The following is a 26784-nucleotide window of genomic DNA, read 5'->3' on the forward strand; positions in this document are numbered from 1 at the left end:
ACATGCGTAGATGCGCATATCTACGTAGCGTAATTAAATGCATCTGGGTCGAGCGCCGGACGCCTTCGAGTTCCTTGAACCGAGAACTCCCGCCCCGCTCCCCAGCGTCGAATCCCAGCACCAAACCTCTCCCCTGCCCCACCACGAGAAATCAACGCGGACCTTCCACTTCCCCACCCCACTGCCCTATCGGTCGTTAGGCTTGTTCGCACATCACCCCGGGCCCCCTTCCCTATGAGGAGCACGAGTTGCGTCAACCGAACCGCCGCCACGTTCTCGCCGGGCTCACCGCCGTCGCCGCCACGGCCCTGGTCGGTGGCCGAGCGGCGGCCAGGCCGCAGGCCCCGCAGACGGTGGCACCGCTCGGTGACGATTTCCTCTGGGGCGTAGCGGCTTCGGGTTTCCAATCCGAGGGCAATGCGCCCGACAGCAACTGGATGCGCTATATCGCGGCAGGTAAGACCGAGGATCCGTACCTGAATTCGATCGACTTCTATGGTCGTTTCCGCTCCGACATCGCACTGGCCGCGCAGCTGGGTGTGCGGGTCTACCGCATCGGAATCGAGTGGGCCAGGCTGCAGCCACGGCCGGGCGAATGGGATCCGGCGGGATTCCGGTTCTACGACAACGTCATCGCCGCGATCGAAGCGGCGGGCATGCGGCCGATGCTCACCCTGGACCACTGGGTGTATCCGGGTTGGGAGGTGGACCGCGGTGGCTGGCGAAATCCGGCGATCGTGGACGACTGGCTGGCCAACGCGCGCGTCGTCGTCGATCGCTATGCCGGACACGACCCGCTGTGGATCACGTTCAACGAGCCGGCGATGTACGTGCTGAACGAAGTGCGCCACGGCGGGATCGGCGCCGGCGATGTTCCGGCCATGCAGGAACGTATCGCGCTGGCCCACAACACCATCTACGACCACATCCACCGCGTACATCCGGGCGCGCTCGTCTCCAGCAATGTCGCCTATATTCCGACCGCCGAGGACGTGGTGAACGGACCACTGATCGACCGGATCGGCGCGAAGCTCGACTACATCGGCATCGACTACTACTACGGCTTCTCCCCCGAGACGCTGCTGGCGGGTCTGCCGGATATCAACCGGCTGTGGACGATGCCGTTGCAGGCCGAGGGTATCTATTACGCATTGCAGCATTATGCGCGCCGGTTCCCCGGCCGACCGCTCTACATCGTCGAGAATGGGATGCCCACCGAGAACGGGCGCCCGCGGGCCGACGGCTACACCCGGGCCGACCTGCTGCGCGACACCGTGTACTGGCTGCAACGCGCGAAGGCCGACGGGATGAACCTCATCGGCTACAACTATTGGAGCCTGACCGACAACTACGAATGGGGTTCCTACGCCCCGCGCTTCGGTCTCTACACCGTCGACGTCCGCACCGACCCCACGCTGACCAGGCGGCCGACCGACGCCGTCCCCGCCTACGCCGACATCACCCGCGCGGGTGGCGTGCCGCCCGGCTACCGGCCCACCCGCGGCCCCGCGAACTGCTCGTTCGTGGATGCGGTGGCAAGCTGCGCCGATCCGGTGCGGGTCCCGCGCTGACCGGCGGGTTCGGCGGCGCGCACCCGCCGCGCCGACCGTCGACCGCGCCGACCGTCGACCGCGATGGGCGTCACCCTCGACGTGCCCGGCCGGTGCGCCGGATCCGTGTAAGACTGGCGGCGTGAACGGGCCGAACGTGGACAAGACCGCACCCGAGAAGACCGCTCGCGATCGCACGCCGAATCGGGGTGACGCCATCGGTGTCGGGGTGCTGTGGCTGGCGAAATGGGCGTTGTGCGTGGTCGCGATCGCCGCGGGCGCCTGGGTGATCGGCAATGTGGTCGCCAAGCTGTGGGTGGTGTTGCTGCCGGTGCTGCTGGCGATCGTGGTCGCCACCGTGCTGTGGCCGCCGGCCCGCTGGCTCATGGATCACAAGTTGCGTCCGGCCGCGGCCGCCTCCATCACGGTGATCGGGTTCCTCGGGGTGCTGGCGGGTGTGATCGCGCTGATCGTGCCGTCGGTGGTCGATCAGGCGCCTGCGCTGGCGGACAAGTCCACCGAGGGCATCAACAAGGTGCGTGATTGGTTGCAGGGCCCGCCGCTGAATGTGCGCGACGAGCAGTTGGATTCCGCGGTGGACGCGGTGGTCAGCCGATTGCAGTCCAGTGCCGAGCAGATCGCGACCGGCGTGTTCACCGGCGTCAGCGCGGCGACGTCGGCGCTGATCACGTTGTTCCTCGTGCTCGTGCTGTCGTTCTTCTTCATCAAGGACGGCCCGCGTTTCCTGCCGTGGCTGCACAATACGGTCGGCTCCCCCGCCGGCCGGCACCTCGAGGAGGTGCTGGCCCGGGTCTGGGCGGTGCTCGGTGGGTTCATCCGCACCCAGGCGGTGGTCAGCATGATCGACGCGGTGCTGATCGGTCTGGGGCTGGTGATCTTGGATGTGCCGCTGGCGTTGGTGCTCGCGGTGATCACCTTCCTCGGTGGGTTCATCCCGATGGTCGGCGCGTTCGTCGCCGGTGCGCTCGCGGTGCTGGTCGCGCTGGTCGCCAATGGCCTGACCACGGCGTTGATCGTGCTCGGCATCATCGTCGCGGTGCAGCAGCTGGAGGGCAATGTGCTGCAACCGGTGTTGCAGAGCCGCAGCATGAAGCTGCACGCGGTGATCGTGTTGCTGTCGGTGACGGCAGGCGGTGCCCTCTACGGGATCGTCGGGGCGTTCCTGGCGGTGCCGGTGGCGGCGGTGGCGGCGGTGGTGATCCGCTATGTGGGCGAGCAGATCGATGTGTTCACCACACCGCCGCCCGAGGCGCCGGACGCGGACGCGGAGCCGGGATCGGATCTGGCGCCCGCGACGGACTGATCGCCGCACGCCAAGGTCGAAAACGCCCTCATCGCCTGCCGCCTGCCGCTACAGTCCCGGTTCACCAGGGCCACCGGATGTTTCGGTGGGGTGTGAAAGGTGACCGTTGACAATGCGGAATACGACGGCGCGGCGCGTGCGAGATGCGGTCGCGGCGGCCGTCGCGGGGGTGTTGCTGCTGTCGGGTTGTTCGGGCTCCGGCGCGGACGCGGTGGGGCCGGGAGTCACCAGTGCGCCTTGTCCGCAGGCGGTGGACGAGAGCAAGGGTTGTCTCTATCTGGGTGTGCTGTCGGATCTGGGCGGCGGGCCGTTCGCCTCGCTCGGCACCGCATTGCAGGACGGCCAGCATGCCTTCTGGTCCGCGGTGAACAGATCCGGTGGGATCGGCGGCCGCTACGAGGTCGACGACACCACCTATGTGGAGAACACCAGCTATGACCCGACGCGCTACGCCGCTGCGTACGCGAAGGTGCAGCCGCATGTGCTGGCTTTGGCGATGAGCCTCGGCACCTCGCAGACCCAGACGATTCTGGGGCAGATGGACAGCGACGACATGCTCACCGGTGCGGGCACGCTGTGGTCGGGCTGGCAATACTCGCAGACCGATCGTGGTCTGGTGCTCGAGATCGGCTACTCCTACTGCACCGAGGCGGTCCTCGGGCTGGATTGGCTCGCGCAGCGGTACGGTCGGCCCGAGCGGATCGCGGTCGTGGCCTATTCCGGTAACTACGGTGAGGACTACGCGTCGGGAGCGCGTACCTGGGCGATGACCAACAACGTGCCGGTCACCGCGAACATCACTACCGCGTCCAATCGGGAGCTCGGCAACCAGAATTCGGTGGTCCAGCAGTTGCTGGCCGATCCGCCGGACGCGATCGTGCTGGCCACCGGCCCGGTGGAGACCGGCGAGATCGTCGGCAAGCTGGTGCAGCGCGGCTACCCCGGCCGGTTCATCGGTTCACTGCCGACGTGGAACGCGGCGCTGCTGGACTCCCCCGCCGGGCCCGCGCTGACCGCCCGCTACGCGACGACCGCGCCCTTCGACGGATGGGACGGCGCCAGTGCGGGTGCGGTGAGCGCGCGGGCCGCCGCGCCGCGGGTCCCGGAGAATTGGGGTTACAACGCCGGCTGGGCGTTGAGCTATCCGATGCGGGCGGTGCTGGAGAAGGTGGTGGCCGCGGGAACCGTCGACCGGGCGGCGCTGCGTACGGCCGTGGCCGCGGGGTTGCCGGTGGATTTCGAGGGCATGCTCCCGCCGCACGACTATGCGGCGGGAGCGCCCGACCCGGCGGCGCATCGGGCGGTGGTCGGGGTGCCGGATGCGGGGGCGCCGAGCGGGTTGCGGACCGTGGCCACCGATTTCCACGGTCCGACTTCGCGCCGGCTACAGCTCACCGAACCGTGTATCCGGTTCTGACGGCGGCGCTCACCACCCCGGCGTGCCCGAGACCGGGATATTGATCCAGCTGGGCTGGTTCGGGTCCAGTCGCACGTGCTGCGGTTTGAGCTCGCTCTCGTTGAGCAGTGGGCGCAGCGGCAGCCCGCGCGGGAAGTTCATCGCGTAGACGTCCACGCGCAGCCGGTGCCCGGGCTGCAGGATGGCGTCGGTGGCGGTGAGCCCGATATCGATGACGGTGGGTTGACCGGGCACCAGCGGTTGCCTGGTGGCGAGGGTGAGCACGGGGTATGGGTCGGTGTAGTCGCCGTTGGCCGAGCGGCTCGCGCGCGTCTCGTCCACGGTCCGCAGTGAGGCGGTGAGCTGGCCGCTGGTGAGCACGGTAGAGCGTCCGTCGGGCGCGACATCGTTGACGGTCACCGACCAGTAGCCGTCGGTGGCGTCGTGGACGGCGTTGAGGTGCAGGCTGATCGGGCCGGAGATCTCGGTCGGTCCGTGCACGGGGGCGCTGGTGAAGGTCAGTGCGCTGGTTTCGCTGATCCGCGAGTCCTTGGCGCAGGCGTCGAGGATGCCGGTGATGCCCGCGGTGCCGGTGGCCGAATCACGCGAGCACAGCGTGGCCAGTCCGGGTGCGACGGTGAGCTGGGCGGGTGCGCCGGGCGCGGGGCTCAGGCTGCCGTCGTGGACGCTGCGTACGGTGCCCGACGGTGCCGCGTCGAGGTACATGCGGCGGTAGTCCATGCCGGGGCGGGGGAAGGCGGTGGTGCTGGTCCAGCCGCCGCCCTGCTGCCACAGGGTGACGTTGTCGTAGGTGTCGATGCCGTTGTCGATGCCCTTGAGCCACTTGTCGAACCAGGCGCGTTGCAGCACGTCCAGTCGCGGTGGCGCGCCGGGAAGGCCGTTTCCGCTGCCGGTGGTCAGGTGGTAGATGTCGCCCATGATGAGCTTCTTCTGCGAGTCGGGCACGTCGACGGCGTTGTAGACCCGGGGCGAGGAATAGGTGAAGATGTCGTGCCAGCCGCCGTAGACGAAGGTCGGGATGTCGATCTTGTCGGGGTGGCCGAGCCAGGATTGCCGGATGGCGCTGTCTTCCTGGATGAGTTCGAGCAGGTGCGGCGGAATGGCGTCGACGCTGGGCACGGTGAGCGCGGCGAGCAGGTAGTTGACGAAGGTCAATGGGTCCTGGACGCGGTCGGCCAGCCATTTCCAGTCGAACCGGCCGTCGAACATCGACTTCACGTCCGGGATCAGTTTGGAGGTGTTGACGGCCAGTAGCCAGGCGGGCAGGAACCCGAATCCCACGCCGCCGCCGGTGGCCGCGATGTCGCGCAGTAGGTCGCTGCCCGGCACGATCGGGAAGATCGCTTGCAGCGCTTCGGGTTTACGTTCGGCGGTCTGCAACTGGTTGATCGCCGAGTAGGAGATGCCGGTCATGCCGACCTTGCCGGTGGACCAGGGTTGGGCGGCGGCCCAGTTCACCACTTCGACGCCGTCGAGCTGTTCGCGTTCGCCGAAGACCTGCCAGGTGCCCTGGGAGAAGCCGGTGCCGCGCACGTCGACGACGACCTGGGTGTAGCCGCTCTGAATGAGCTTGCGGTCCACGCCGAACGATCGCAGGGTGCCCGCGGGCATGGCCTTGGTGATCTCGGTGAGCCCACCCAGGCCGTAAGCGGACAGGTCGAAGCTCTTGAAGAGCTCGGTGAGGGCGTCGGCCAGCACCGGGAAGGTGAGCGCCGAATCCAGCACGTTGCCGACGAGTTTGGTGTACGGGGTGAGGTTGACGATCGTCGGCGTCTTCTCCTCGAGCGGCCTGCCCGCGGCGTCGGCCGGACGGTAGACGTTGGCTTTGAGGACGGTGCCGTCGCTCATCGTGATGGGCACATCCCAGTCGATGTGCACATTCGGGTAGGCGCGTGGGCCGTCATGGGTGGCGGTCCAGTGCGCGCCGAGCGCGCCGCCGTCCGGTTGTGCCTGCCCGGTCTGGGCCGCCACCAGCGCGGTGGTGACCGCGACGATGGTCACCAGGGTGGCTACGGCACTCCGAACGAGACATCGATGTCTGATCATGTGTCCCCTCATCCCGACAAGAGCGGAACTCCATCGTTCCTGACTCGCGGGTAACCATAGGATGGATCACATTCCGTGGCAACTATGACCCGGATCTCACCGGTGCCCGGTCGCGGCGAAGAGCTCGTGTCCGTCGAGCCCATATCCTGGTCGCATGACCGTGCTGACTGACGGGCCGCCCGATCGGCTGCCCCATGGCCCGCACCGCCTCACCCGCGAAGAAGTCGAGAACTCGCAGTACCAGCGGTTGTGCGCGGCCGCATTGGAGGCGGTGGGTGAGCTGGGCTATGCCCCGACCACGGTTACCGAGATCGTCGGGCGGGCCCGGGTGGCCCGGCGCACCTTCTACGCACTGTTCGGCGGCAAAGAGGAATGCTTCGCCGCCGCCTACGACAGCGCGGTGGCCGATTGCCTCGGACTGCTCGCCGAGACGATCACCCTCGGCGCGGATACGCCGTTCGCCGAACGGGTGCACACCTCGTTCCGGGTGTTCCTGGAGATCCTGGCCGCCCGCCCGGCCGCCACGCGCGCACTCTACATCGAGATCCTGGCCGCCGGACCGGCGTTGATCGAGCATCGCGCGCGGGTCCATCGGCTCTTCGCCGAGCACATCGTGGCGGTCGGGCGGATCGGTGTGCAGCGCGGTGAGGTTCCCGTCGATCCGGATCCGGCGCTGATCGACATGCTGCTCGGCGGGATCAGTGATCGGATCGTCGCCTGCCTGTACGAGCGCGGTGCCGAGCATTTGCCGGACCTGGCGCCACTGTTCACCAGGACCGCACTCATCCTGTGCGGTGCACAGCGGCCCGGCGCGGGTTCAGCGGAATCCGAGCAGGGTTAGCCAGCCGGTCAACTGCAGGTCGAACACCTCGGTGCGGTCGGTGAAGGTGCCCGGCCCGTACATGTCGAAGACGTCGAAGCTGACGGCGCCGAACAGCGCGCTCCACAGCACCAGTGCCCGCGCCAGCAGCCAGTCGGGGATCTCCAGGCCGAATTCGGTTCGGATGCGCGCGAAATCGCCGAGAGTGGCCGAGGAAATGGGCTTGGTCGCGGCCGGCTCGTCGAGTGCCGCGTCGCGGTGCGCGGCTTCGACCAGGCGCAGCAGTGTCGCGATGACGCGGGTGCCGGGCGCGACGGTCTGTTCGGCGGGCGCGGCGTAGCCCGGCACCGGTGTGCCGAAAAGCAGTCCGTACCAGGCGGGTTCGGCCAGACCCCAGTCGCGGACGGCGTGCGCCGCGGCGCGCAGCCGGGCGGCCGGATCGGCGGCGGCGGCCGCGACCGCGGCGTCGACGGCATCGCCGAGGGCGTCGTACCCGTCGACCACCAGCAGCGTCAGCAGCTCGTCGCGGCTGCGGACGTAGCGGTAGACCGCCGAGGAGACGACGCCGAGTTCACGGGCGACCGCGCGCAGCGACAGCGCGGCGGCCCCCTCGGTGGCCAGCTGGGTGCGCGCGATGCGTTTGATGTCTTCCATCGTCTGGGCGCGTGCGCGGGCCCTCGGTGTGGTCATGCGCTCACCCTGACCCATCGCCGAGAGCGATGTCAACAACAGTGATCACCGCTCCCCCACAGCGTGGCCGGCCGCCGGCTCAGCGCCCGGATTCGTCCAGCTCGGCGACCGCGCGTTCGATTTCGTCGGCCAGCGTGGCGCCACCGACCTCCCAGGCCGCGGCACGGAACCGGTCGCGGAATCGGCTGAGGTCGCTGCCGATGCCCTCGCCGCCGTAACTGGTCGCGGCCGCGTCGCGGAAGGTGCGCACCATTTCGTCGGCGAGCTCGGCGATGCGCGCCCGGATCAGTTTGCGCAGTGCGCCGCTGAGGGTGACGTCGGTGCCGACGTCGTAGAGGATCAGCGCCCCCTTGAGCATGGGCAGGTCCGGGATTGCCCAGTTCTCGCCGTGCCGTTCCAGGTATTGGGCGGCCAAGAGTTCCTCGACGATGTCGGGCCGGCGGTCGCCGAGCAGTTCGGTGAGTTCGTCGTCGTCGAGGACGGCGGATTGGTCGGAATGTCCCGGCTTGCGCGGGTCGAACACCGCGCGCCAATCGCTCGCGCCCGCCCCGGCGTCGCTGGCGAAGACCTCGCGGATCGCGTCCAGGCGCAGGCCGCGGGCCTGCATGGCGAGGATGTCGCGCAGCCGGTCGAGGTGTTCGGTGCGGTAGAGGGCTTCCTTGCCGACTCGCTCGGGCTTGGGCAGCAAGCCGAGCGAGTGGTAGTAGCGGATCGTTCGCGCCGGGACGCCGCTCAGTTCGGCCAGCTGGGTGCGGCTGTATCGGGACACGCGACCAGCATAGATACCAAGCGCACCCTTCGTTGACAGTTCCAACTGTCGTCATTAGCGTAACCGGCGTCACTGCCGACGCCCACCGAGGAGTTTCCCCATGTCTGAGCAAGCGACGGACTACGACGTCCTCATCGTCGGGTCCGGGTTCGGCGGCAGCGTCACGGCGCTGCGATTGGTGGAGAAGGGGTACAAGGTCGCCGTCATCGAGGCCGGCCGCCGCTTCGCCGACGACGAGCTGCCCAAGACCAGCTGGGATCTGCGCAAATTCCTGTGGGCGCCCAAGCTCGGCTGCTACGGCATTCAGCGCATCCACCCGCTGCGCGATGTGCTGATCCTCGGCGGCGCCGGCGTCGGCGGCGGCTCGCTCAACTACGCCAACACCCTGTACGTGCCGCCGGAGCCGTTCTTCCAGGACGCCCAGTGGCGCGATATCACCGACTGGCGTGATGAGCTGACCCCGTACTACGAGCAGGCGCAGAAGATGCTCGGCGTGGTCCGCAATCCGCACATGACCCCCGCCGACGAGGTGTTCAAGCAAGTCGCCGAGGACATGGGCGTCGGCGACACCTTCGTGCAGACGCCGGTCGGAGTGTTCTTCGGTGAACCCGGCAAAACGGTGGAGGATCCGTACTTCGGTGGCGTCGGCCCCGAGCGCACCGGCTGCCTGGAGTGCGGCGACTGCATGGTCGGCTGCAAGTACGGCGCCAAGAACACCCTGGTGAAGAATTACCTCTACCTCGCGGAAAAGGCGGGCGCGCAGGTCATTCCGATGACGACCGTCACCGCGTTGCGCCCGCAGCCGGACGGCAGCTGGGAAGTGGCGACCGAACGCACCGGCGCCTGGGTCCGCAAGAGCCCGGCCACCTACACCGCGGGCAAGGTGGTGCTCGCCGCAGGCACCCTCGGCACCCAGAAGCTGCTGCACGCCATGCGCGATCAGGGCGTGCTGCCCGACCTCTCGGAACGGCTCGGCGTGCTCACCCGCACCAATTCCGAGTCGATCGTCGGTGCGGCCACCAAGAAGGTGATCCCGGGCCAGGACTTCACCAAGGGCGTGGCGATCACGTCCTCGATCCACCCCACTCCCGACACCCATATCGAGCCGGTGCGGTACGGCAAGGGCTCGAACTCCATGGGCCTGCTGCAGACGCTGATGGTCGACGGGGGCGGGCGCATCCCGCGCTGGCTGCGCTTCCTCGGCATCGCGCTGCGCCATCCGCTGACGTTGCTGAGCTTCCTGAGCGTGCGCAACTGGAGTGAGCGCACCATCATCTCGCTGGTCATGCAGCATCTGGACAACTCCATCACCACCTACACCAAACGCGGGCTCTTCGGCCGCAAGCTCACCTCCAAGCAGGGGCACGGCCAGCCGAACCCGACCTGGATTCCCGCCGGTAACGACGTCACCCGCCGGGTGGCCGAGAAGATCGACGGCGTCGCAGGCGGCACTTGGGGTGAGGTGTTCAATATCCCGCTCACCGCGCACTTCCTCGGCGGCGCGGCCATCGGCGCCGACCGCGAATCCGGAGTGATCGACGCCTACCACCGCGTCTACGGCTATCCCACCCTCAGCGTCGTCGACGGCGCGGCCGTCTCGGCCAACCTCGGGGTCAACCCGTCGCTGACCATCACCGCGCAGGCCGAACGCGCCGCCGCCTACTGGCCCAACAAGGGTGAGCAGGATCTGCGTCCGGATCAGAACGCCCCATATCAGCGCATCGCGCCCATCGCGCCGCGCAACCCGGTCGTCCCGGCGCATGCCCCCACCGCGTTGAAGCTGCCGACCGTGCCGAGTCGCCGCTCCGACAACGCTCCCGCGGCAGGCTGATCCCCCGTCTCGTTGTGCCCCCGTCGGCTCCTCGCCGGCGGGGGCACGGCGTATCCGGCGACGTCGGCGGCGCGAATCGGCCCGCGATGGACGGAATCCGGCCCGGTGACCTTCACGTGCTCGTATGTTTGCCCTACACAGTGAGATCGGAGATGGACAGTGGGTACAGGTGAGGTCGCTGCGGACTATGTGATCGTCGGGGCGGGGTCGGCGGGCGCGGTGCTGGCCGCCCGGCTCAGCGACGATCCCGATACCACGGTGCTGCTGCTGGAGGCCGGGCCGCAGGACAAGAACAAGTTCATTCATATTCCGGCCGGGTTCGCCAAGCTGTTCCGCAGCGAGGTGGACTGGGACTACCTGACCGAACCGCAGCCGGAGCTCGACGGCCGCCAGATCTATTGGCCGCGCGGAAAGACCTTCGGTGGGTCGTCGTCGATGAACGCCATGATGTGGGTGCGCGGGTTCCGCGCCGACTACGACGAATGGGCGCTGCTGGCGGGCGAGGATTGGAGCTTCGCCAAGGTCGTCGAACAGTACCGTCGCATCGAAAACGTCGAAGGCGCCCAATATCCCGACGAAGGCACCGACGGTCCGCTGCACATCGCCCATCAGCGCAGCCCACGCCGATCGACCGCCGCCTATCTGGAGGCGGTGCGCGAATGCGGCTTCACCGTGGAGCCGCCCAACCGGCCCGCGCCGGAGGGCTTCTGCCAGACGATGGTGACCCAGCGCGGCGGCAGGCGCTGGAGCACCGCCGACGCCTACCTGCGTCCGGCGCTGCGCAGGCCGAACCTCATCGTGCGCACCGAAGCGCTGGCCACCCGCGTGCTCTTCGACGGAACCCGCGCCACCGGCGTGGAATTCCGGCAGGGCGACGCCACGGTCACCGCGACTGCGCGACGCGAAGTGGTGCTGTGCGGCGGCGCGATCAACACACCGCAGCTCCTCATGCTCTCCGGCATCGGCGACCGTGCGGAACTGGAGCGCCACGGCATCGAGACCGTGCACCACGCACCGGAGGTCGGCGCGAACCTGCAAGATCATCTGGTGGCGGCGGTCGGCTACGGGGTGGAATCGGATTCGCTGTTCGCCGCCGAGAAGCCACGTCAGCTGCTGGATTATCTGCTGCGCCATCGGGGCATGCTCACCTCCAATGTCGGCGAGGCCTACGGCTTCCTGCGCAGCGACCCCGATCTGGAGCTGCCCGATCTGGAGCTGATCTTCGCCCCTGCCCCGTTCTTCCATGAGGGGCTCGTCGATCCCACCGAGCACGGTGTGGTGCTGGCGACGGTCCTGCTGCGCCCGCACAGCCGGGGCCGCATCAGCCTCGCCTCCAAGGATCCGTCCGCCAAGCCGATCATCGACCCGCGCTATCTGTCCGACGCCGAGGGCGCCGACCGAGCCGCGATCATGTCCGGGCTGCGCACCTGCGTGCGGCTGGCCGAGGCGCCCGCGCTGAAATCGGTGCTCGGGCCGCTGATCTACCCGCCGCAGCCGCCCGCCGATATCGAGCAGACGCTGGAGCTGTCGCTCAACCGCTACTCCCATACCCTCTATCACCCGGCCGGGACCTGCCGGATGGGCTCCGACTCGGCCAGCGTCGTCTCCCCGCAGCTGCAAGTGCGTGGGGTACAGGGTCTGCGGGTGGCCGATGCGTCGGTGATGCCGGTGCTGGTGCGCGGGCATACGCACGCGCCGTCGGTGCTGATCGGTGAGCAGGCGGCGACGTTCATCAAGCGCGACGCGCGCGGCTGAACCGGGCGGCACGCCCTCGATCTCGGTGAGAACCGCACGAGGGCGGGCCGGGCCGGCGTCGCGCGGCAGCGTTCTCGCTGAGATCCGGTCTCCCGGTCGCGAGCGGGAAGGTGGCGCGCGGGTGGTTCAGAGGGCGGGCACCCGGGCGAATCCCAGCGGCGGCGTGGGATCGCGGTCGGGGCGCACCACCGGCCGGAAGTCGGGATGGTTGAGCAGCATGCCCGCATTGCGCGCCGCATAGCAACGCACCAGCGGCAACGCCCGCGCCACTTCCGCCCGTTCCACCGGTTCGGGATCGACGAATCCGATGGAGTCCAATCGCAGCCCGAGGGTGTGGCTGATCCGGACGATCGCCGAAGACTTACGGCCCCAGCCGATCTCGACGACGGAGAACATCTCGAGCAGTCCGTGCCTGCGCAGCATGTCCGTGGTGCGCGTCCGGTCGCCCCGGCTGGCCACCGCATGCCACATTCCGCGTTCGCTCAGCATCCGCAGCGTGCGCAGAGCGGAACGATCCAACGCGCCGGCCGTGCCGTCGTAGACGACGCCGTCCCACAGCGTGTTGTCCAGTTCCCAGACAAGACATCGCAGTGCCGGTTGCATCTCGGCGCCCCTATCGGTCTCGTATCGCTGTTGCCGCGCCGAACACGGCAGGCGGGTCCAGCACACCATCCAGCGCACGGCACGGGCCGGGCAAGACCCAGCTTTCCCGGGCCGACGCGGCCGGGACGATGCTACCCATACCCATCACCCGACGACCACTCGTGCGCGCGCCGTCATCGCGGCAACCCCAGGCCGTCGGCCAGCACCGGCCACGAGTCCTTCATCGCCTGCTGCCAATACCCCCACGAATGGGTGCCGGTGGGCTGGAAATCGAAGGTGGCCGGAATGCCCAGCTGATGCAGCCGGTCGCGCAGATTGTGGGTGCACCAGTTCACCGCCGCCTCGATCAACCCGCCCAGCACCAGCTGATTGGCGAAACCACGCGGACCCGGCTGCATGTGGGTGCCGTTGTACACGTCGAACATCCCCGGGATGCCGGTGCCGGTGGAGATGAACAACTTCAGCCCGCGCAATCCCTCGGCATTGACATACGGGTCGTTGGCGGCCCACATCGGGTCTCCGGGCGGGCCGTACATGTTGTCGGTGTCACCACCGCCCCACGACTCCACCGCCATCTTCACGAACTGCTGCCCGATCGGATCGCTGATCTGCGCGCACCCGCTGTAGGCCGCGACGGCGCGGTACAGGCCGGGTTTGGCGATGGGCAGCTGCAGCACCGAGGTACCGGAGGTCGACAGCCCGGCGATGGCGTTGACGCCGGTGGTGCCGAATTCCGCGTCGATCAGTGGCGGCAGTTCCTCGGTGAGGAACGTCTTCCACTTGTACACACCGAGTTTCGGATCACGGGCACGCCAGTCGGTGTAGTAGCTCCATCGCCCGCCGATCGGCTGCACCACGTTGACATCCTTGTCGGCCAGGAACCGCAGCACATCGGTGTTCTTCTGCCAGGTCGCGCTGTCCTGCCCACCACCACCGCCGTTGAGCAGATACAACGTCGGCCGCGGCACCGACCGATCCGCGGGCCGCTGCACGTTCACCATGATGTCGGTGTCCATCGAGGCCGAGTGCACCCGCAGCTGCACCGTGCGGTCGTCGACCTCCCAGGATCCGGTGATCGACGATGCGGGCTCGGCCGTCGCGTTCGGCGCCACCGCCGCGGCACCGGGCGCCACCGCCATCATCGCGAACGCGACCGCAAGCACGCGTCCCCGCGTACGGCGGGCCATTCCTGATCCGATCATGAGACGCGAAAGCTCCTGTCCTGGACGGCGACCGGTCGCGGCGCCGTCCAGCTGGTCGACTGCTGGTGAATCACCGACCAACCTAGAGCGCGCGGAGGCCGTCACCGGGCGAACAAGATCGCCTCTGGATACCTCACCAACAGCGGAGTTCACGCCTAGAGAGACAACACAATCCGGCGTCGTCGTCCAGGTGTGCGCGGCCACCGGCGACCACACCGCGCGGCGCGGCGCGGCGCGTAACCGACGGCGAGACAGGTGAGCTACTCCCGGGCCAGCGCGGCTTCGACAGCGGATTCGGGAGTGGTGGCGATGATGCCGGATCCGACGTGTTTCCCGTTCGCGTCGAGAATCCGCCACCCACCCAGCGTCACCACCCGGACGGCGCCGCGGTGGTTCGCGAGCGCCAGTTCCGACAATGTCCCCCATGAGCCACCGATGACGATGACGGCGTCGGCGGACCAGACCAGGATGGCGTTACGCGCCTGGCCCATATTCGTGTAGAGCACGGCGGACAAGCCGTCGCATACGCCGTCCCGGTCGGTGCCCGGGCGAACCCCGATGACCAGCCCACCGGCCTTCGAGGCCCCCTCGGCGACCGCTGCCATCACCCCGCCACCACCCCCGCACAGCACCGTCGCCCCCGCCTCGGCCAGCAACCGGCCGACCGCACGCGCGTTGGCGGCATCGGCCTCGCCGCATTCGCGCGGCCCGCACACAGCTACCTGGATCGGGGTCAACCTCACTCCTTGCGATTCGAATGTCCGGCGTCACCGCTACGCGCGGCACTGATGATGCGAATACGCCGCGCCACCATGGCCGATGATGCGCTGCGGACGATTATCGACGCAGCCTCGGAGTGCGCGGATCGTCTTCGCGATCGGCGGCGCGTTACCAGCCCCTGGTTGCCCGTACATCGATCGGGTACAGCCACGACAGGTACCCCTATCTGTGAGGAGAAGTGATGCAACGGTCCCGTGGCTATCTGATGCGATCGACGGTGGCGGCTGCCGCGTTGGCGGCGGGTGCGGTGCTGGCCGGGTGTGGTGACGACGACGGGTCCGATCCGGCGCCCCGGACGCCGGACCTGCCGACGATCACCATGACCACCCAGGGGGCGGCGACGACCTCACCCGGCGGAGACGAGGACACCGTGACCCCGCAGGCGGCGCAGCAGCTGTGCGACATGATCGAACCCGAACTCGACAATTGGCGCGACCAGGGCTCCACCGTGGCCAAGGTGAGCTTCAACGGCACGGTGCAGAACTGGGCCGCACGCAATGAAGGGCTCAACGACGAGGTGATCCGTGACAATTCGATCGTCGACACGGTGACCACCCAGACCTGCCCCGATGTGCGTCAACAGGCCATCGACATTCTGGAGGTGCCGGATCTGGCCTCGGCGTTGGCCGGTTGGGACAACTGATGACATGACGCCGGCGGCTGCCCGTCATCGCGGCGGCGGCGCCTCGGCCGAATCCGGTAGCGCGGTATCGGCGCCCAGGCCCTTGTCCTGAGCAGCGGCCCTGATCGCGTCCACCACCAGCAGCAGCGCCGCGCGCCGCGCGGTGGTGGTGCGGTAGGCCAGCGACACGGTGCGGGTGAGGATGTCGCCGAGCGCGATGATGTCGACTCCCGGCGGCCGCAAGGCGAGGCCGAGATCGGACACCAGGGTGACGCCGAGCCCGGCAGCGACCATCGCCATGGCGGTGGCCTGCTCCTCCACCTCGTGGTCGATCCGCGGCGACACCCCTGCCGATTGGAACGCCAACCGGACCGCGTGCCCGAAGTGCGAGCGGGCCGGCGCCAGAATCCACGGGTATTCGGCCAGCTCGGCCAACGTCACGCTGGTGGCGGGGACGGCACCGGCCGGTACCGCGGCGTAGAGCCGCTCCACCGCGATCACCGCACGTTCCAGGCCGCCGTCCCATGCCATCGGGTAATTGGAGTAGTCGAGCACGAACGACAGATCGAGCGCCCCGTCACGGACCGCCGCGGCGGTCGATTCCGGGGCGAGTTCACGGGTGCGCACCAGAATGCCGGGGTGGGTGCGCGCGAGGGCGTTGAGGGCGTCGGGCAGCAGACCGGAAGCCACCGAAGCCCACACCCCGGCGGTGAGTTTCGCCGTCACCGATTCGGCCGCATCCTCGAGCGCCTGGGTGGCGCGTTCGACCGAGGCCAGGATTTCTTCGGCATGCTCGGCCAGCAGCACTCCTTGGTCGGTGAGCTGGACCCGACGTCCACGCCGCTCCAGCAGCCGGGTGCCGACATCGCGCTCGAGCTGCGCCAGCTGTTGCGACACCGCCGAGGCGGTGTAGTGCAGCGCCGACGCGGCCGCGGTCACGGTGCCGCGGCGATGCAACTCGCGCAGCATCCGCAGGCGGGCCAGCGACAGATCCATGTCCCCGAGCCTAAGCGCTCCGTCCGCCCGCAGCGCTGTGCAGCAACGGTGAACACAGCCGTGAACCAACCGTAAATAGACGGGTGGACCTGTGCGAATGCACGCTGGGCAGCACAGGTCCTACCCACATCGGGTGGGATCGAAACCGGACCGGAGTGTGCGCGACGCGGCGATTCCCCGACGGCCGGAACGAGCACGAACAGGGAGGTGTCCGTCATGACGACAATGCACGAACCGGTCGGCGGTCCCGCACCGGTGAGCGATGTCGCTGGATGCGCGCCGACGCCGCCCAGCGCTGCTGTTCGCCGGACCGAACCGTATCTGCGCTTGCAATGGACCGATTCGCTCACCGGCGCCACCGGCTATCTGGTCGTGCACACCCTGCGCGCCGGGCTGGCCACCGGCGGCACCCGGATGCGCGCCGGATGCACGATGAGCGAGGTGGAGGACCTGGCGCGCGGCATGGCGGCCAAGACCGCCACCTTCGACCTACCGGTCGGCGGAGCCAAGGGCGGAATCGACTTCGACCCCAAGGATCCGCGGGCGATCGAGGTGCTGGAACGGTTCTGCGAGGCGATGCGCCCGTGGCTGGACGCGCATTGGGTCACCGCCGAGGATCTCGGTGTTCCGCAACATCTGATCGATGCGGTGTTCGACAAGCTCGGCCTCGGGCAGAGCTATCATGCCGCGATCCGTCGCGCCGACGACCCGGCCGCCACGCTGGCCCGGGTGCGCCGCGGGCTCGACGCGGCGGTCGACGGCGGTTTCCTGCTCGGCGATGTGATCGGCGGATACGGCGTCGCTCACGCCTGCTTGGCGGTCGCGGTCTGGTGGGGGCAGGCGCCGGCCCGGACGAGGGTGGCGATCCAGGGCATCGGCACCATGGGCGGAGCCGCGGCCTACTACCTGCACGAGGCCGGGATGACGGTCACCGCCGTCGCCGACGCCGCAGGCACGCTCTACCGCGCCGCCGGCCTCGACATTCCGGCGCTGCTCGAGCTGCGCGACGGCTACGGCGAGATCGACCGCAACCGGCTGCCCGCGGGCATCGAACAGCTGCCGCGTGGCGCGATCTTGTCCTGCGACGCCGACATTCTGGTGCCCGCGGCCATCTCGTACGCGATCACTCCGGACAATTCCTTCGGCGTCCGGGCCCGGGTCGTGGTCGAGGCCGCGAACGCCGCCACCACACCGGAGGCCGAGGCCATGCTCGCCGCCCGTGGCATCCCGGTGGTGCCGGATTTCGTCGCCAATGCCGGCGCGGTGGCCTGGGCGTGGTGGCTGCTGCTCGGTGAGGTCGACGACAACCCGGACACCTCGTTCGACCGGCTGCGCACCATCATGCACACCAAGGTCGCCCAGCTCTTGGCGGCCCGGGCCGAGCAGGGTCTCACCCCGCGCGAGGCCGGGCAGCGATGGGCCGACGATCCGGCACCGATCCAGGGGCCGGTCGTCATCCCCTGATCGGCGCCGGAGCGGTCCATCGGCGCCGCGGATCAATACCGTGAGGGCGAGCAGGGATTCCCGAGCCCGGAACCGGTGGCCAGATCGCAGATGCCGCTGGTGAGCATCTGGAACGGGGTGATGCCGAGCAGCACGATGATGCCGATGATGTCGCCCTGCTGCGCAAGGACTCCGGCCGATCGCGCGGCCGAGGAGCCAGCGTCGAGCATGGACGATCCGGTACCTGCCTCGGCCACCGGCGTGACCGAAGCCGCGGACCCGGCGTCGGCGTTCGCACCGGCCGCGGCGCCGACCAGGGAAGCCGCCGCGAGTGAGGCCGCGGCACAACGGAGGGAATTACGCACTGTCGCGCTCCTTTATTCGATGAATCGGGTGGTCAGCGATGCGGCTTGCTCATATCGCGGTTCATGGTCGGGATTTCGATGCTGATCGGCATCCGCAGCTCGGACAGATACGTCAGCGCGCCCTTGCGCAGGAATTCGTCGAACAGCCAGTACACCTCCGCCGTCGGCGGTGCCACGGTCAGCACGCCTTCGCGCACCGCGATGAACGGCCCCCAGCTCAACCGCAGCAGCGGATCCCAGACCGGTTCACGCGGAATGGCCAGCCCGTCGGCGATGCGGTCGCCCAGCAGGAACCGGGTGAACGAGCCGAGCACCGGCTTGCTGAGGATGGCGAAATCGACGTTGGCGCCGAGGCCGAGCAGCCGGTCGGCCAGCCGCGCCCCTTCCGGGGTCGCGGCGAGGATCGGGTCGAGAACCTGCGCCGCTTGGGAATTGGCTTCGGGCCAGGAATTGGGGATGTACTCGTCGCGGATACCGAGCATGTGCCCGGCGACCTGCCAGGAATGCAGGAACGCCTCCGACTCGTGCGGCGGGATCGGCACCTTCCAATTGGTCAGGTGCTTCATGACGGTCGTCGGCAGGCTGTGCCAGGTCACCATCATGTCGTTCTGGCTGATCGGAATGTCTTCCTCGGCCGACTGCACCCAGTGCGGAGATTGCGGAAGCAGATGCCGCACCGCCGCATGCACCAACCGCGTCTTGACGCAGGTGACGACCATTTCCCCGTCCGGGGCGTAGGCGTTGTTGCTGCCGATGTCGTAGCCGAGTTTGGCGGTCTTGGTGATGCGGTCCTTCAGGTCGTGGCCGCCCTTGGAGTAATAGACCGCGCGGGCTTCCTTCGGGATGACGGTGCTCATCATTCCGCTGGCGAAGCCGTAGAGCACGCCGAGGTAGAGCCCGCGCTTCTTGTTGAACTCGATCGCGGTGCCCAGTTTCGCCGGATCGGTCCAGTGCGGCATCTGCCGGGCGTACTCCATGAAGTCGCGCAGTTGCGGCGGCAACCCGTCGGGCAGCGGTTGACCGTTTCTGGTCCAGGTGCGCAGCAACTCGTTGACCCTGGGGACTTCGCCACGGTCGATCAGACCAGCGACCAGTTCGTCGGCCTCGGGATCCCACACCGTCATCGGATCGGCGCCGGTCCCGGATCCGGCGACCGAACCGTTCGGCGACCAGGTCCAGGGCTGCGCGCGGGCAGGCGAGACCACCGCCATGGCGCCGATCGCCCCCAGAATCCCCCCGGCCTTCAACGCATTACGCCTGTTGATTGCATCCATGACGTCCACTCCTCATCGAGTACAAGCAGATCCCGATCACGCGGAGGGCGGCCCGGACGCCACCTCCGCGACATCGCGGAATAGTCATTAACTTAACAGGGCGCCGTAACCTTGTACACGTTTTCGGAGCAACGGTGCGTCCACTCCCCTTCCGTCAGCAGTCGGTCCGCACGGACATGATCAACAACGCTGAACGGACACGCATCACCAGGGAGAACCGCGTTCCGCAGATGAAGTGCGCTGTGATGCGGAGAGGCCGCCCGGCACCGCGGCCCCAGCCGCACACGGGGCAATAGGCGCCAGCAATGCCCAGTAACTTAGTACAACCGAGAACGTCCATCGACCGTGAACCTCACCGCGTTCGGTCCATCGCGCCTACCGCCATCGCCACGTCTGGGGTCAGGGCGGCAGCGAGACTTGGCGACGAATTCCGCGTGCGCCGCCGGATCCTGTTCCGGCGCCGAAATGCGCACAACACAGGCCGTCGGCCGCCATCGGTGGTCGATGGAGGCCGACGGCCTCGCCTCGGTCCCAGTGTCGGTCCATCATGGCGTCGAGAGCCGGCCCGATCGGACCGGCTCTCGACGTACCCCGGAAACGCCGCATGCCCACCGAACGGCCGGGTGCGTTTCGGCCGTTCGGTGGGCACTTTCCGCCGCGCGCTCGATGCGGAGGACGGACAGGGGCGGGTTGAGGGGTCTCCCGTCCGCCGGCACGCTGGGCACGGCGGCCTGGCAGCCATCGGGCCGGTCGCCGGAGTCGCTAGTCGATCCGGTCCGGTGGGTGCCGGTCTAGGGGGGTGGTCAGAGTTGTCCGCCGCCGCCGATGAGCCAGGGGTTGAAGGTGCATTGCAGTTGCGGGAACTGCACCGGATCCAGGGCATTCAACGCGATCGACAGCGCGCGGGGGGAATACATCATGGTCAGGTGGTCGGAGATGTCTTGTTCGCAACCGTCCTGCAGGGTGATGTTGCGGACGGTGGCACCCGGACCCGGCTTCAAAAAGGTCAGGTCGTAGGGGTTGGTGATCTCGTCGTAGCGGGAACCCACGATCGTGTAATCCACCCCCGCCACGGTGTCACCACCTGCGTTGAGTTGGTTGACGAAGTCCGAACCGATGGTCTGCTGGATCCCGGCATGCCCGACGAAGATCTCGATGAACCCGAGGATATCGATGCCCAGGTTGTTGATCGCACGCCCCAGCGCGCCGATCCCGTCCAGGCTGGTGCCGTGATGGGTGGCGCCGTAGGTGATCAGGTTCTTCACCTTCGCCGCACCGCCTTCGAACTTGGTGTACCAGTTCGACATCGACCCACCCTGCGAGTGGGCCACGATATCGACCTCGGAGGCACCGGTGGCGGCCAGCACCCGATCGACGAACACCGCCAACTGCTTGGCCGAGTCCTGGATGTAGCCGGTGCCCATCACCCCCGGCAACACCGACCCCAGGCCACCACCCTCGAGCAGGTTCGACCGCCCGTAGTTGAAGGTGAAGGTGCAGAACCCGGCATCCTTGATCGGCTGACCCATATAGGCGTAACCGTTGTAGGCGTTCATCCACGTGCCATGGATCAACAACACCGGCCGCGGATGCTCGGGCGTCGGCTTGCAATTCCAGTCATTGGCCCCCGGCGGCGCCGCATCACCATTGGCCAGCCCATAGGCGAATGCCGCCAGCCACGACGTCTGCGCCGGACCCCACCCGACCGTGTCGGAGGCATACCCACCCGAAGACCCCGAACTACTCCCGGACCCGCCGTAACAATCACCGGAACCATTACCCGACCCCGCACCCGACCCCGAATCACACGCCGACCCCGAACTCGACCCCGAATCAGCCACCGGCCCCGCCACCGACCGACCCGCCGCAATATAATCGGCCAAATCCTGCTCCGTCGGCGCAGCCGCAGCCCGACCACCCACCGACGTCAACGCCAGCGCCACCGCGCCCGCCACCACCACCGAACGCCACAACCGGCCAGAGGTACTACGTCTCATCACATGCCTTCCTGAACATACGATCCAGTGCCGACGTGCCGGTCGACGGCACGGAAACTGCGCCAACGCTAAGTCCGCACGCCCCTGAAACCGCCGTGCGGCAACGGTGTCTGGAAACCTCACGAACGCCGTTGCCCGCCCTTAGGGACCGGGCACAGATATCCCGCGCCCGCGGCCACGGTGAATTTCACAGCGCCGCAAAGCCGCGGCAGGTACGCCATCACAACCGCACGTGGATCGACACGAAAAGCGGCCGCGAAAATCGGTGAATCCTCCAGATAACCAACAGATCACGACATATTCACCACGCGGTGCCGAATCATGGAGCAGTACATTTCCGCCGACGGTGGCAACCACTCGGCACATTTTCTGGGAGCGCCCATGATCGACTCGATGGCATCGCCGACCCGCCCACGGCCCGCAGGCAGGCCCCGGCGCCGACGACTCGGCCTGCGGCTCACCGCCTGCACGTTGCTCGGCGCGGCCGCCGTGATCGGGTCCGGCCTGCAACCGCCTGCGGCGGCGGCCGATTCGACCGGCTCGGCCGAATTCGTCTCCGGTCCACTGGCCCAGGTGCACGGGCCGGGCACCGCGATCGTGATCCTCGGCTACGGTCTACTCCCCGACGGCAGCATGCGGCCCGAGCTGATCGCGCGCCTGCGCGCCGGATACGTCCAGGCCCTGCTGGCGCCGGGCTCACCGATCATCGTCACCGGCGGCAACCCGCGCAACGGCGTCAGCGAGGCGGTCGCGATGGCGGACTGGCTGGTACGCCACGGCATTCCGGCCGAGCGGGTGCATCTGGAGGCGGCGGCCGTCGACACCGTGCAGAACGCGCACCATTCGGCGCGGATCATGCAGGAAATCGGTGCCCGTGACGCCGTGGTGGTCACCTCTGCCGACCACATCGACCGTGCGGTCGCCAGTTTCCTCGGTGCCGGCGTCCCGGTGGCCAGCGCCGTCACCCCCGACCACAACCCCGTTCCCGCCTGGGTGTTCGGCCCCATGCGCTGAGCCCGACCTGCCCATCCCCGTTCCGAGCGCATTCTGAGGAGCACAGATGTCCGAGGCAGCCACGACAGTAGCCCCCGCCGATCAGGTACGGGCGCTGCTCGACCACCGCTACCGGTCCTCGCACCGATACACCGTGGGCCGGGAGAAGATTCGTGAATACGCCCGCGCGGTGCAGGACCGCCACCCGGCCCATCGGCACGAATCCGCCGCAGCCGCACTGGGGTATCCCGGCCTGATCGCACCGGCGACGTTCGCGTCGATCATCCTGCTCCGAGTGCACCGCGAAATCCTGGACACGGTGCTCACCGGCTACGACCCCGCCCGGATTCTGCACGCCGATCAGGTGATCGACATCGGCCGCCCGCTCATCGCCGGCGACGAGCTGACCTGCGATATCTACTTCGAATCGTTCCGCCATTTCGCCGATTACGACGTCATGGCGATCAAGAGCGTCCTCACCGATGCCAAGGGCCAGGTGGTGCAGACCGGATCGACGGCGTTGCTGGCCCGCACCGGTGAGGCCGAGCGCCTGGGTGAGGCGGTGCGCCGGGTGGCGATGACCGACGCACGCGCGGACACCGTGCCCGGCACCATCACCGAAGCCGGTTCGGAGGTCGTCACGGCCATGTCGCCGCCCCATGTCCCGCGCACCGCCATCGATCCCTCGACGCTACGAGTCGGCGCCGTCCTACCGGCCCGGGTGCAGTGGCTGTCTCGTGGTGATCTGGTGAACTACGCGGGGGTCACGGGGGATACGAACCCGGTACTGTTCGACGAACGCTCAGCCATCGAATGCGGGCTGCCCACCGTGGTGGCACCGGGCATGCTCAAGCTCGGTCTGGCCGCGGGCTATCTGAGCTCCTGGCTCGGCGACCCGGCGGCGGTGACCCGGCTGCGCGCGCAATTCGCGCACAACACCCACTATCTGCGGGTGCCGGCGCTGGCGTCGAGCCCGATCGAGTTCAGCGGACGGATCACCTCGCTCGATCCGCGTGGGCGCCGCGGCACCATCGCCATCGACGCGCGCTCGGATGGGCGCAAACTGTTCGGCTACGCCGCCGCCGAAGTGCGCTTCGCCGAATGAGTTTCAGCGCGCTGGAGTGCGCGGCACTTCCAGCGCTGTCGCCAGCGTCGGCCAGGTGCGTGGCAGCTGCGCCCGGAAATCGGGCCAGGTGTGCATGCCGGCGTCCAGCAGCTCCACGGTGGCGGGAATGCCGAGTTCGTCCAGCCGGGCGGCGAGACGTTCGGTGCACGAGCGCGCGCCCGCCTCCAGCGCCGCACCGCCGCCCATCTCCCCCAGGGCCGCGACGATATCGGGCGCCCGCGCCACCTCGGTCAGATCGACGCCGGTCGGCGCGCCGGTGGCCGCGGACAGGTAGATCGCGGTGCCGCGCAATTGCTCGGCGCCGAGCAGGCTGTCGTGGGCGGCCCACTCCGGTGACGATGGCGGCCCCCACAGGTTCTCCGGGTTCCCGCCGCGGGAGGCGACGGTGATGGTGGTGACGGCGCGGCCCAGCGGATCTGCGGTCGAATAGCATCCGCTCATCCCCGCCACCGCCCGATACATTCCCGGATGCCGTTGGGTGAGCATCATCGCCGCCTGCGCACCCATCGACACCCCGGCGATCGCCCGGACGCCGGTGCCGCCGAGATAGGTTTCCACCAGCGGCGGTAGCTCTTCGGTGAGGAAGGTTTCCCAGCGGTTCAGGCCGAGCGCCGCATCCGAGCGCACCCAGTCGCTGTACATGCTGCCGGTGCCGCCGGTGGTGAGCACGACGTCGACCGGTTTGTCGGCGAAAAATTCCGCGGCCCCGCCCTTGGTCAGCCAGCCCGAGGTCTGCTCCCCGTCGACACCGTCGAGCAGATACAGCGTCGGACGCGGCGCCGGGCCGGTGCCGATCAGGGTGTCGATGGCGATGACACGCCGCATCGCCGCGGACGCGATATGCAGCCGGATGCGCTGCTTGCCGAGCACTTCGATGCGGACCAGCGAGGTTCGGGTGACGACGGATTCGGTGCTCGGCCCAGGCGAGCGCAGGCCCGGCGCGGTCTGCGCCGGCAACGCGGCCGCGGGCGTCACGCAGACGGCGGCGACCATCGCCATCGCCGCCGCTGTCACCGGTATTCGTGTGCTCATCCGGCCGCGGCGGCCCGTTCCGCCCGGCGCGCGGCCGCGGCCTCGCGCCGTCCCTCGAACCGCAGGGCACGCCGCTCGAGATCGTCGAGGAAGGTGTGCAGTTCGTCGCGGGCGCGTTCGCCCGCGGCGCCGAGATCGCTGCGTTCGAAGATCCGCCAGGCCCGCAGCACCGGGCGCAGCACCACATCCAGGTGCTGGCGCAGGTCGTAGATTCCGTGCTTGGCCAACAGCACCGAATTGCGCCGGAAATCGGGTTGGGTGAGGCCGGGCATCTGAAACCGGGTCACCACATCGGTGATCGCGCAGAGCATGTCGTCGGGCGCGAGATCCAGTGCGGTGCCGCTGATCGTGCGATAGAAGATCATGTGCAGGTTTTCGTCGGCGGCGATGCGCTGCAGCATCCGTTCGGCAATCGGTTCCTGACAGGCGATTCCGGTATTGCGATGGCTGATCCGCGTCGCCAGCTCCTGGAAGGTGACGTAGGCGGTGGAGCGCAGGAATTGCGAGCCCTTCTCCGGTTTCGCCACACCGGTGGTCATATGCGCCATGCGGGCCTGTTCCAGCGCGACCGGGTCGACCGCCCTGGTCACCACCAGATAGTCGCGCATCACGATGGAATGCCGGTTCTCCTCCGCGGTCCACCGGCCCACCCAGGTGCCCCACACCCCGTCCTGAGTGAAGGTGTCGGCCAATTCCCGATGGTAAGACGGCAGATTGTCCTCGGTCAGCAGATTGGTGACCATCGCGACGCGCGCGACTTCCGACAGGTTCGACTGTCCCGGTTCCCAGTCGATGCCGCCGAGAGCCGCGAAATTGCGCCCGTCGTCCCAGGGCACATAGTCGTGCGGATGCCAGGCCTTGGCCTTGCGCAGATGGTCCTCGAGCTGGCGCTCGGCGATCGGCTCCAACTCGCGCAGGATATCGCGGTCGGTCAGCGCGGTGGTCACAATGTTCTCCTTGTCCCGGGGCGGATTCGGCGTCGGACGCCGCTCAAGCGGAGCGGCCGATGCGTGCGGCGGCCGCCGCGCCGCCGACCGGCAGATACCGCCATTGGCCCGCCTCGCCGCTGTCCGCGTCGTTGCCTTCGGTGATCCGGTAGAGCCCTGCCGGATGCCCCGCGCCGCGCACGTGTTCGAGCACGTCGTGGGCACGGCCGGCCAGTTCGGGGATGCGCTCGGTGGCGCCGCTGATCACCACCGCGGTGAGCGCCACTTCGGCGGCTTCGCCGACCACTTCGAGCACCTCGCCGGTCATCGCGGGCGACGGCGCGAAGGCGCTGGCGGGATCCTGCGGGATCAGCACGGTGCCGCCGTCGGCCGACAGCAACGACAGCGATCGCGACCCCAGCGGTGCCGCCAGAGCGGCCTGTACGCGGCGCAATTTGCGCCTGCCCGCCGATACCGCCCCGATCCCGGGATCGAGTTCGTCCGGATGCGGCGGGATCGCCAGGGCCACCACCTGGTAGGCCGGGGCCACCGCGATGCCCGTGCGCCTGGCCAGCGCGCTGGCCCCGTGACCGCTCAGCAGCGCCGAGACCAGGGTCTGGGCGGCGGTCTGATGTTCGCGAGCGACGAGGCGGTGCTCGTCGAGGTAGGCCGCCGAGGCGGTGACCGTGGCCAGTTCCAGCACCCGCACCATCAGCTGGGTGCCTGCCAGCAGTCGCTGCGCCGAATCGTCGGGCGCGTCGTCGGCGGTGGTGTGATCGGCCAGGAATTCCAGCCCCTGCCGAATCCCCTCGTGATAAGCGCCGAGCACCGTTTCGAGGGCGATCCCCTCCCGTGCCCAGCGTGCCGCGGACCCCGCGATCGATGCGGCGCCCGCACCAGGGCGTGCGGTGCGCGGATGCATCTGCTGCACCGCTTCGGCCAGGCACTGCCGCACCGTGGCCGCGAGGTCGCCACCGGACGTGCCGTTTCTGCGGCGCCTCAGGAATCGCACGAGTTCCGCTTCCAGGCTCGAGATATCCGCGCCGGCCTGTGTGCCCATCATGACTACCGGACGTTATCGGTGATCGGCGCCGAAATTGCCCACAGCGTCGGGGAATCGGAGAAGTCATGAGCGCGATCCTGGCCGGTTGGGCGGAATCACAATCAGATAACGGGCCACGAGTACGATGATCCGCACGAGCGGTCGTCATGGTCACGAAAAT

Annotated in this window: 23 protein-coding genes; 10 read left to right on the forward strand and 13 right to left on the reverse strand. The window is 68.5% G+C overall.

The annotated features are described in order from the left end of the window. The first annotated feature begins 248 nt into the window (after positions 1-248). From AC4HOU_RS22470 to AC4HOU_RS22480, 3 genes are all read left to right on the forward strand, one after another. Positions 249-1571 (forward strand): family 1 glycosylhydrolase, encoded by a 1323-nt coding sequence (locus AC4HOU_RS22470; protein ID WP_195019300.1) that lies wholly within the window; start codon positions 249-251, stop codon positions 1569-1571. A 121-nt stretch (positions 1572-1692) separates the two neighbouring features. Beyond that, the gene (locus tag AC4HOU_RS22475) at positions 1693-2874 is read left to right on the forward strand and encodes an AI-2E family transporter (RefSeq protein WP_324197296.1); all 1182 of its coding nucleotides are present in this window, start codon (positions 1693-1695) and stop codon (positions 2872-2874) included. A gap of 112 nt (positions 2875-2986) precedes the next feature. After that, positions 2987-4291 (forward strand): ABC transporter substrate-binding protein, encoded by a 1305-nt coding sequence (locus AC4HOU_RS22480; protein WP_195019299.1) that lies wholly within the window; start codon positions 2987-2989, stop codon positions 4289-4291. 9 nt (positions 4292-4300) lie between these two features. Here the strand turns inward: AC4HOU_RS22480 and AC4HOU_RS22485 are convergent, their stop codons facing one another. After that, complete coding sequence (locus tag AC4HOU_RS22485; RefSeq protein ID WP_195019298.1) at positions 4301-6337, reverse strand: CocE/NonD family hydrolase; 2037 nt, start codon at positions 6335-6337, stop codon at positions 4301-4303. A gap of 154 nt (positions 6338-6491) precedes the next feature. Between AC4HOU_RS22485 and AC4HOU_RS22490 the strand changes: the two genes are divergently transcribed. Next, positions 6492-7178, forward strand: a complete 687-nt coding sequence (locus AC4HOU_RS22490) for a TetR/AcrR family transcriptional regulator (RefSeq protein WP_195019297.1) — start codon at positions 6492-6494, stop codon at positions 7176-7178. On the opposite strand, the gene AC4HOU_RS22495 is transcribed toward AC4HOU_RS22490, so the two are convergent. Both AC4HOU_RS22495 and AC4HOU_RS22500 read right to left on the reverse strand, forming a co-directional pair. Further along, positions 7155-7847 carry a TetR/AcrR family transcriptional regulator gene (locus tag AC4HOU_RS22495; RefSeq protein WP_163817466.1) on the reverse strand — a complete coding sequence of 231 codons (693 nt, stop codon included), beginning with the start codon at positions 7845-7847 and terminating at the stop codon, positions 7155-7157. The two genes, AC4HOU_RS22490 and AC4HOU_RS22495, sit on opposite strands and share 24 nt — an antisense overlap. 79 nt (positions 7848-7926) lie before the next feature. Next, a complete protein-coding gene (locus AC4HOU_RS22500) occupies positions 7927-8616 on the reverse strand; it encodes a MerR family transcriptional regulator (protein ID WP_163817468.1) in 690 nt (229 codons plus the stop codon). Between the two features lie 100 nt (positions 8617-8716). On the opposite strand from AC4HOU_RS22500, the gene AC4HOU_RS22505 reads away from it, so the two are divergent. Then, the gene (locus AC4HOU_RS22505) at positions 8717-10447 is read left to right on the forward strand and encodes a GMC oxidoreductase (RefSeq protein ID WP_195019296.1); all 1731 of its coding nucleotides are present in this window, start codon (positions 8717-8719) and stop codon (positions 10445-10447) included. Positions 10448-10606: 159 nt separating this feature from the next. Continuing rightward, positions 10607-12202: a GMC family oxidoreductase gene (locus AC4HOU_RS22510; RefSeq protein WP_195019295.1), complete on the forward strand. Its 1596-nt coding sequence runs from the start codon at positions 10607-10609 to the stop codon at positions 12200-12202. Between the two features lie 126 nt (positions 12203-12328). Here the strand turns inward: AC4HOU_RS22510 and AC4HOU_RS22515 are convergent, their stop codons facing one another. The 3 genes from AC4HOU_RS22515 to AC4HOU_RS22525 form a co-directional block, all read right to left on the reverse strand. Next, positions 12329-12805, reverse strand: a complete 477-nt coding sequence (locus AC4HOU_RS22515; protein ID WP_163817475.1) for an HAD-IIIC family phosphatase — start codon at positions 12803-12805, stop codon at positions 12329-12331. Between the two features lie 173 nt (positions 12806-12978). Further along, complete coding sequence (locus AC4HOU_RS22520; RefSeq protein WP_195019294.1) at positions 12979-14007, reverse strand: alpha/beta hydrolase; 1029 nt, start codon at positions 14005-14007, stop codon at positions 12979-12981. A 260-nt stretch (positions 14008-14267) separates the two neighbouring features. Beyond that, entirely contained in the window at positions 14268-14744 is a 477-nt protein-coding gene (locus AC4HOU_RS22525) for an SLOG cluster 4 domain-containing protein (protein ID WP_228815070.1), read from the reverse strand. Positions 14745-14968: 224 nt separating this feature from the next. Between AC4HOU_RS22525 and AC4HOU_RS22530 the strand changes: the two genes are divergently transcribed. Continuing rightward, positions 14969-15430 (forward strand): hypothetical protein, encoded by a 462-nt coding sequence (locus AC4HOU_RS22530; protein WP_163817479.1) that lies wholly within the window; start codon positions 14969-14971, stop codon positions 15428-15430. A 24-nt stretch (positions 15431-15454) separates the two neighbouring features. Here the strand turns inward: AC4HOU_RS22530 and AC4HOU_RS22535 are convergent, their stop codons facing one another. Further along, positions 15455-16405, reverse strand: a complete 951-nt coding sequence (locus tag AC4HOU_RS22535) for a LysR family transcriptional regulator (protein ID WP_194989826.1) — start codon at positions 16403-16405, stop codon at positions 15455-15457. A 216-nt stretch (positions 16406-16621) separates the two neighbouring features. On the opposite strand from AC4HOU_RS22535, the gene AC4HOU_RS22540 reads away from it, so the two are divergent. Continuing rightward, on the forward strand, positions 16622-17869 hold the full coding sequence (locus AC4HOU_RS22540; protein WP_228815069.1) for a Glu/Leu/Phe/Val dehydrogenase dimerization domain-containing protein: 1248 nt from the start codon (positions 16622-16624) through the stop codon (positions 17867-17869). Between the two features lie 32 nt (positions 17870-17901). Here the strand turns inward: AC4HOU_RS22540 and AC4HOU_RS22545 are convergent, their stop codons facing one another. The 3 genes from AC4HOU_RS22545 to AC4HOU_RS22555 form a co-directional block, all read right to left on the reverse strand. Next, the gene (locus tag AC4HOU_RS22545) at positions 17902-18213 is read right to left on the reverse strand and encodes a hypothetical protein (RefSeq protein ID WP_194989827.1); all 312 of its coding nucleotides are present in this window, start codon (positions 18211-18213) and stop codon (positions 17902-17904) included. Between the two features lie 32 nt (positions 18214-18245). Continuing rightward, positions 18246-19487 carry an oxygenase MpaB family protein gene (locus AC4HOU_RS22550; RefSeq protein WP_163817485.1) on the reverse strand — a complete coding sequence of 414 codons (1242 nt, stop codon included), beginning with the start codon at positions 19485-19487 and terminating at the stop codon, positions 18246-18248. Between the two features lie 803 nt (positions 19488-20290). Beyond that, positions 20291-21484 carry an esterase/lipase family protein gene (locus tag AC4HOU_RS22555; protein ID WP_195019293.1) on the reverse strand — a complete coding sequence of 398 codons (1194 nt, stop codon included), beginning with the start codon at positions 21482-21484 and terminating at the stop codon, positions 20291-20293. Positions 21485-21877: 393 nt separating this feature from the next. On the opposite strand from AC4HOU_RS22555, the gene AC4HOU_RS22560 reads away from it, so the two are divergent. Both AC4HOU_RS22560 and AC4HOU_RS22565 read left to right on the forward strand, forming a co-directional pair. Then, positions 21878-22498: a YdcF family protein gene (locus tag AC4HOU_RS22560; RefSeq protein WP_228815068.1), complete on the forward strand. Its 621-nt coding sequence runs from the start codon at positions 21878-21880 to the stop codon at positions 22496-22498. 46 nt (positions 22499-22544) lie between these two features. Further along, a complete protein-coding gene (locus AC4HOU_RS22565) occupies positions 22545-23582 on the forward strand; it encodes a fused (3R)-hydroxyacyl-ACP dehydratase subunits HadA/HadB (RefSeq protein WP_195019291.1) in 1038 nt (345 codons plus the stop codon). Between the two features lie 3 nt (positions 23583-23585). On the opposite strand, the gene AC4HOU_RS22570 is transcribed toward AC4HOU_RS22565, so the two are convergent. Genes AC4HOU_RS22570 through AC4HOU_RS22580 form a run of 3 tightly spaced genes read right to left on the reverse strand, consistent with a single transcriptional unit; the run spans position 23586 to position 26624 of the window. After that, complete coding sequence (locus AC4HOU_RS22570; RefSeq protein WP_163814931.1) at positions 23586-24635, reverse strand: alpha/beta hydrolase; 1050 nt, start codon at positions 24633-24635, stop codon at positions 23586-23588. Beyond that, entirely contained in the window at positions 24632-25582 is a 951-nt protein-coding gene (locus tag AC4HOU_RS22575) for an acyl-ACP desaturase (RefSeq protein WP_195019290.1), read from the reverse strand. Before AC4HOU_RS22575 ends, AC4HOU_RS22570 begins: the two co-directional genes overlap by 4 nt. A gap of 43 nt (positions 25583-25625) precedes the next feature. Next, positions 25626-26624 (reverse strand): RsbRD N-terminal domain-containing protein, encoded by a 999-nt coding sequence (locus AC4HOU_RS22580; protein ID WP_490725154.1) that lies wholly within the window; start codon positions 26622-26624, stop codon positions 25626-25628. Positions 26625-26784: the final 160 nt, after the last annotated feature.

The organism is Nocardia sp. JCM 38205, assembly GCF_058222935.1.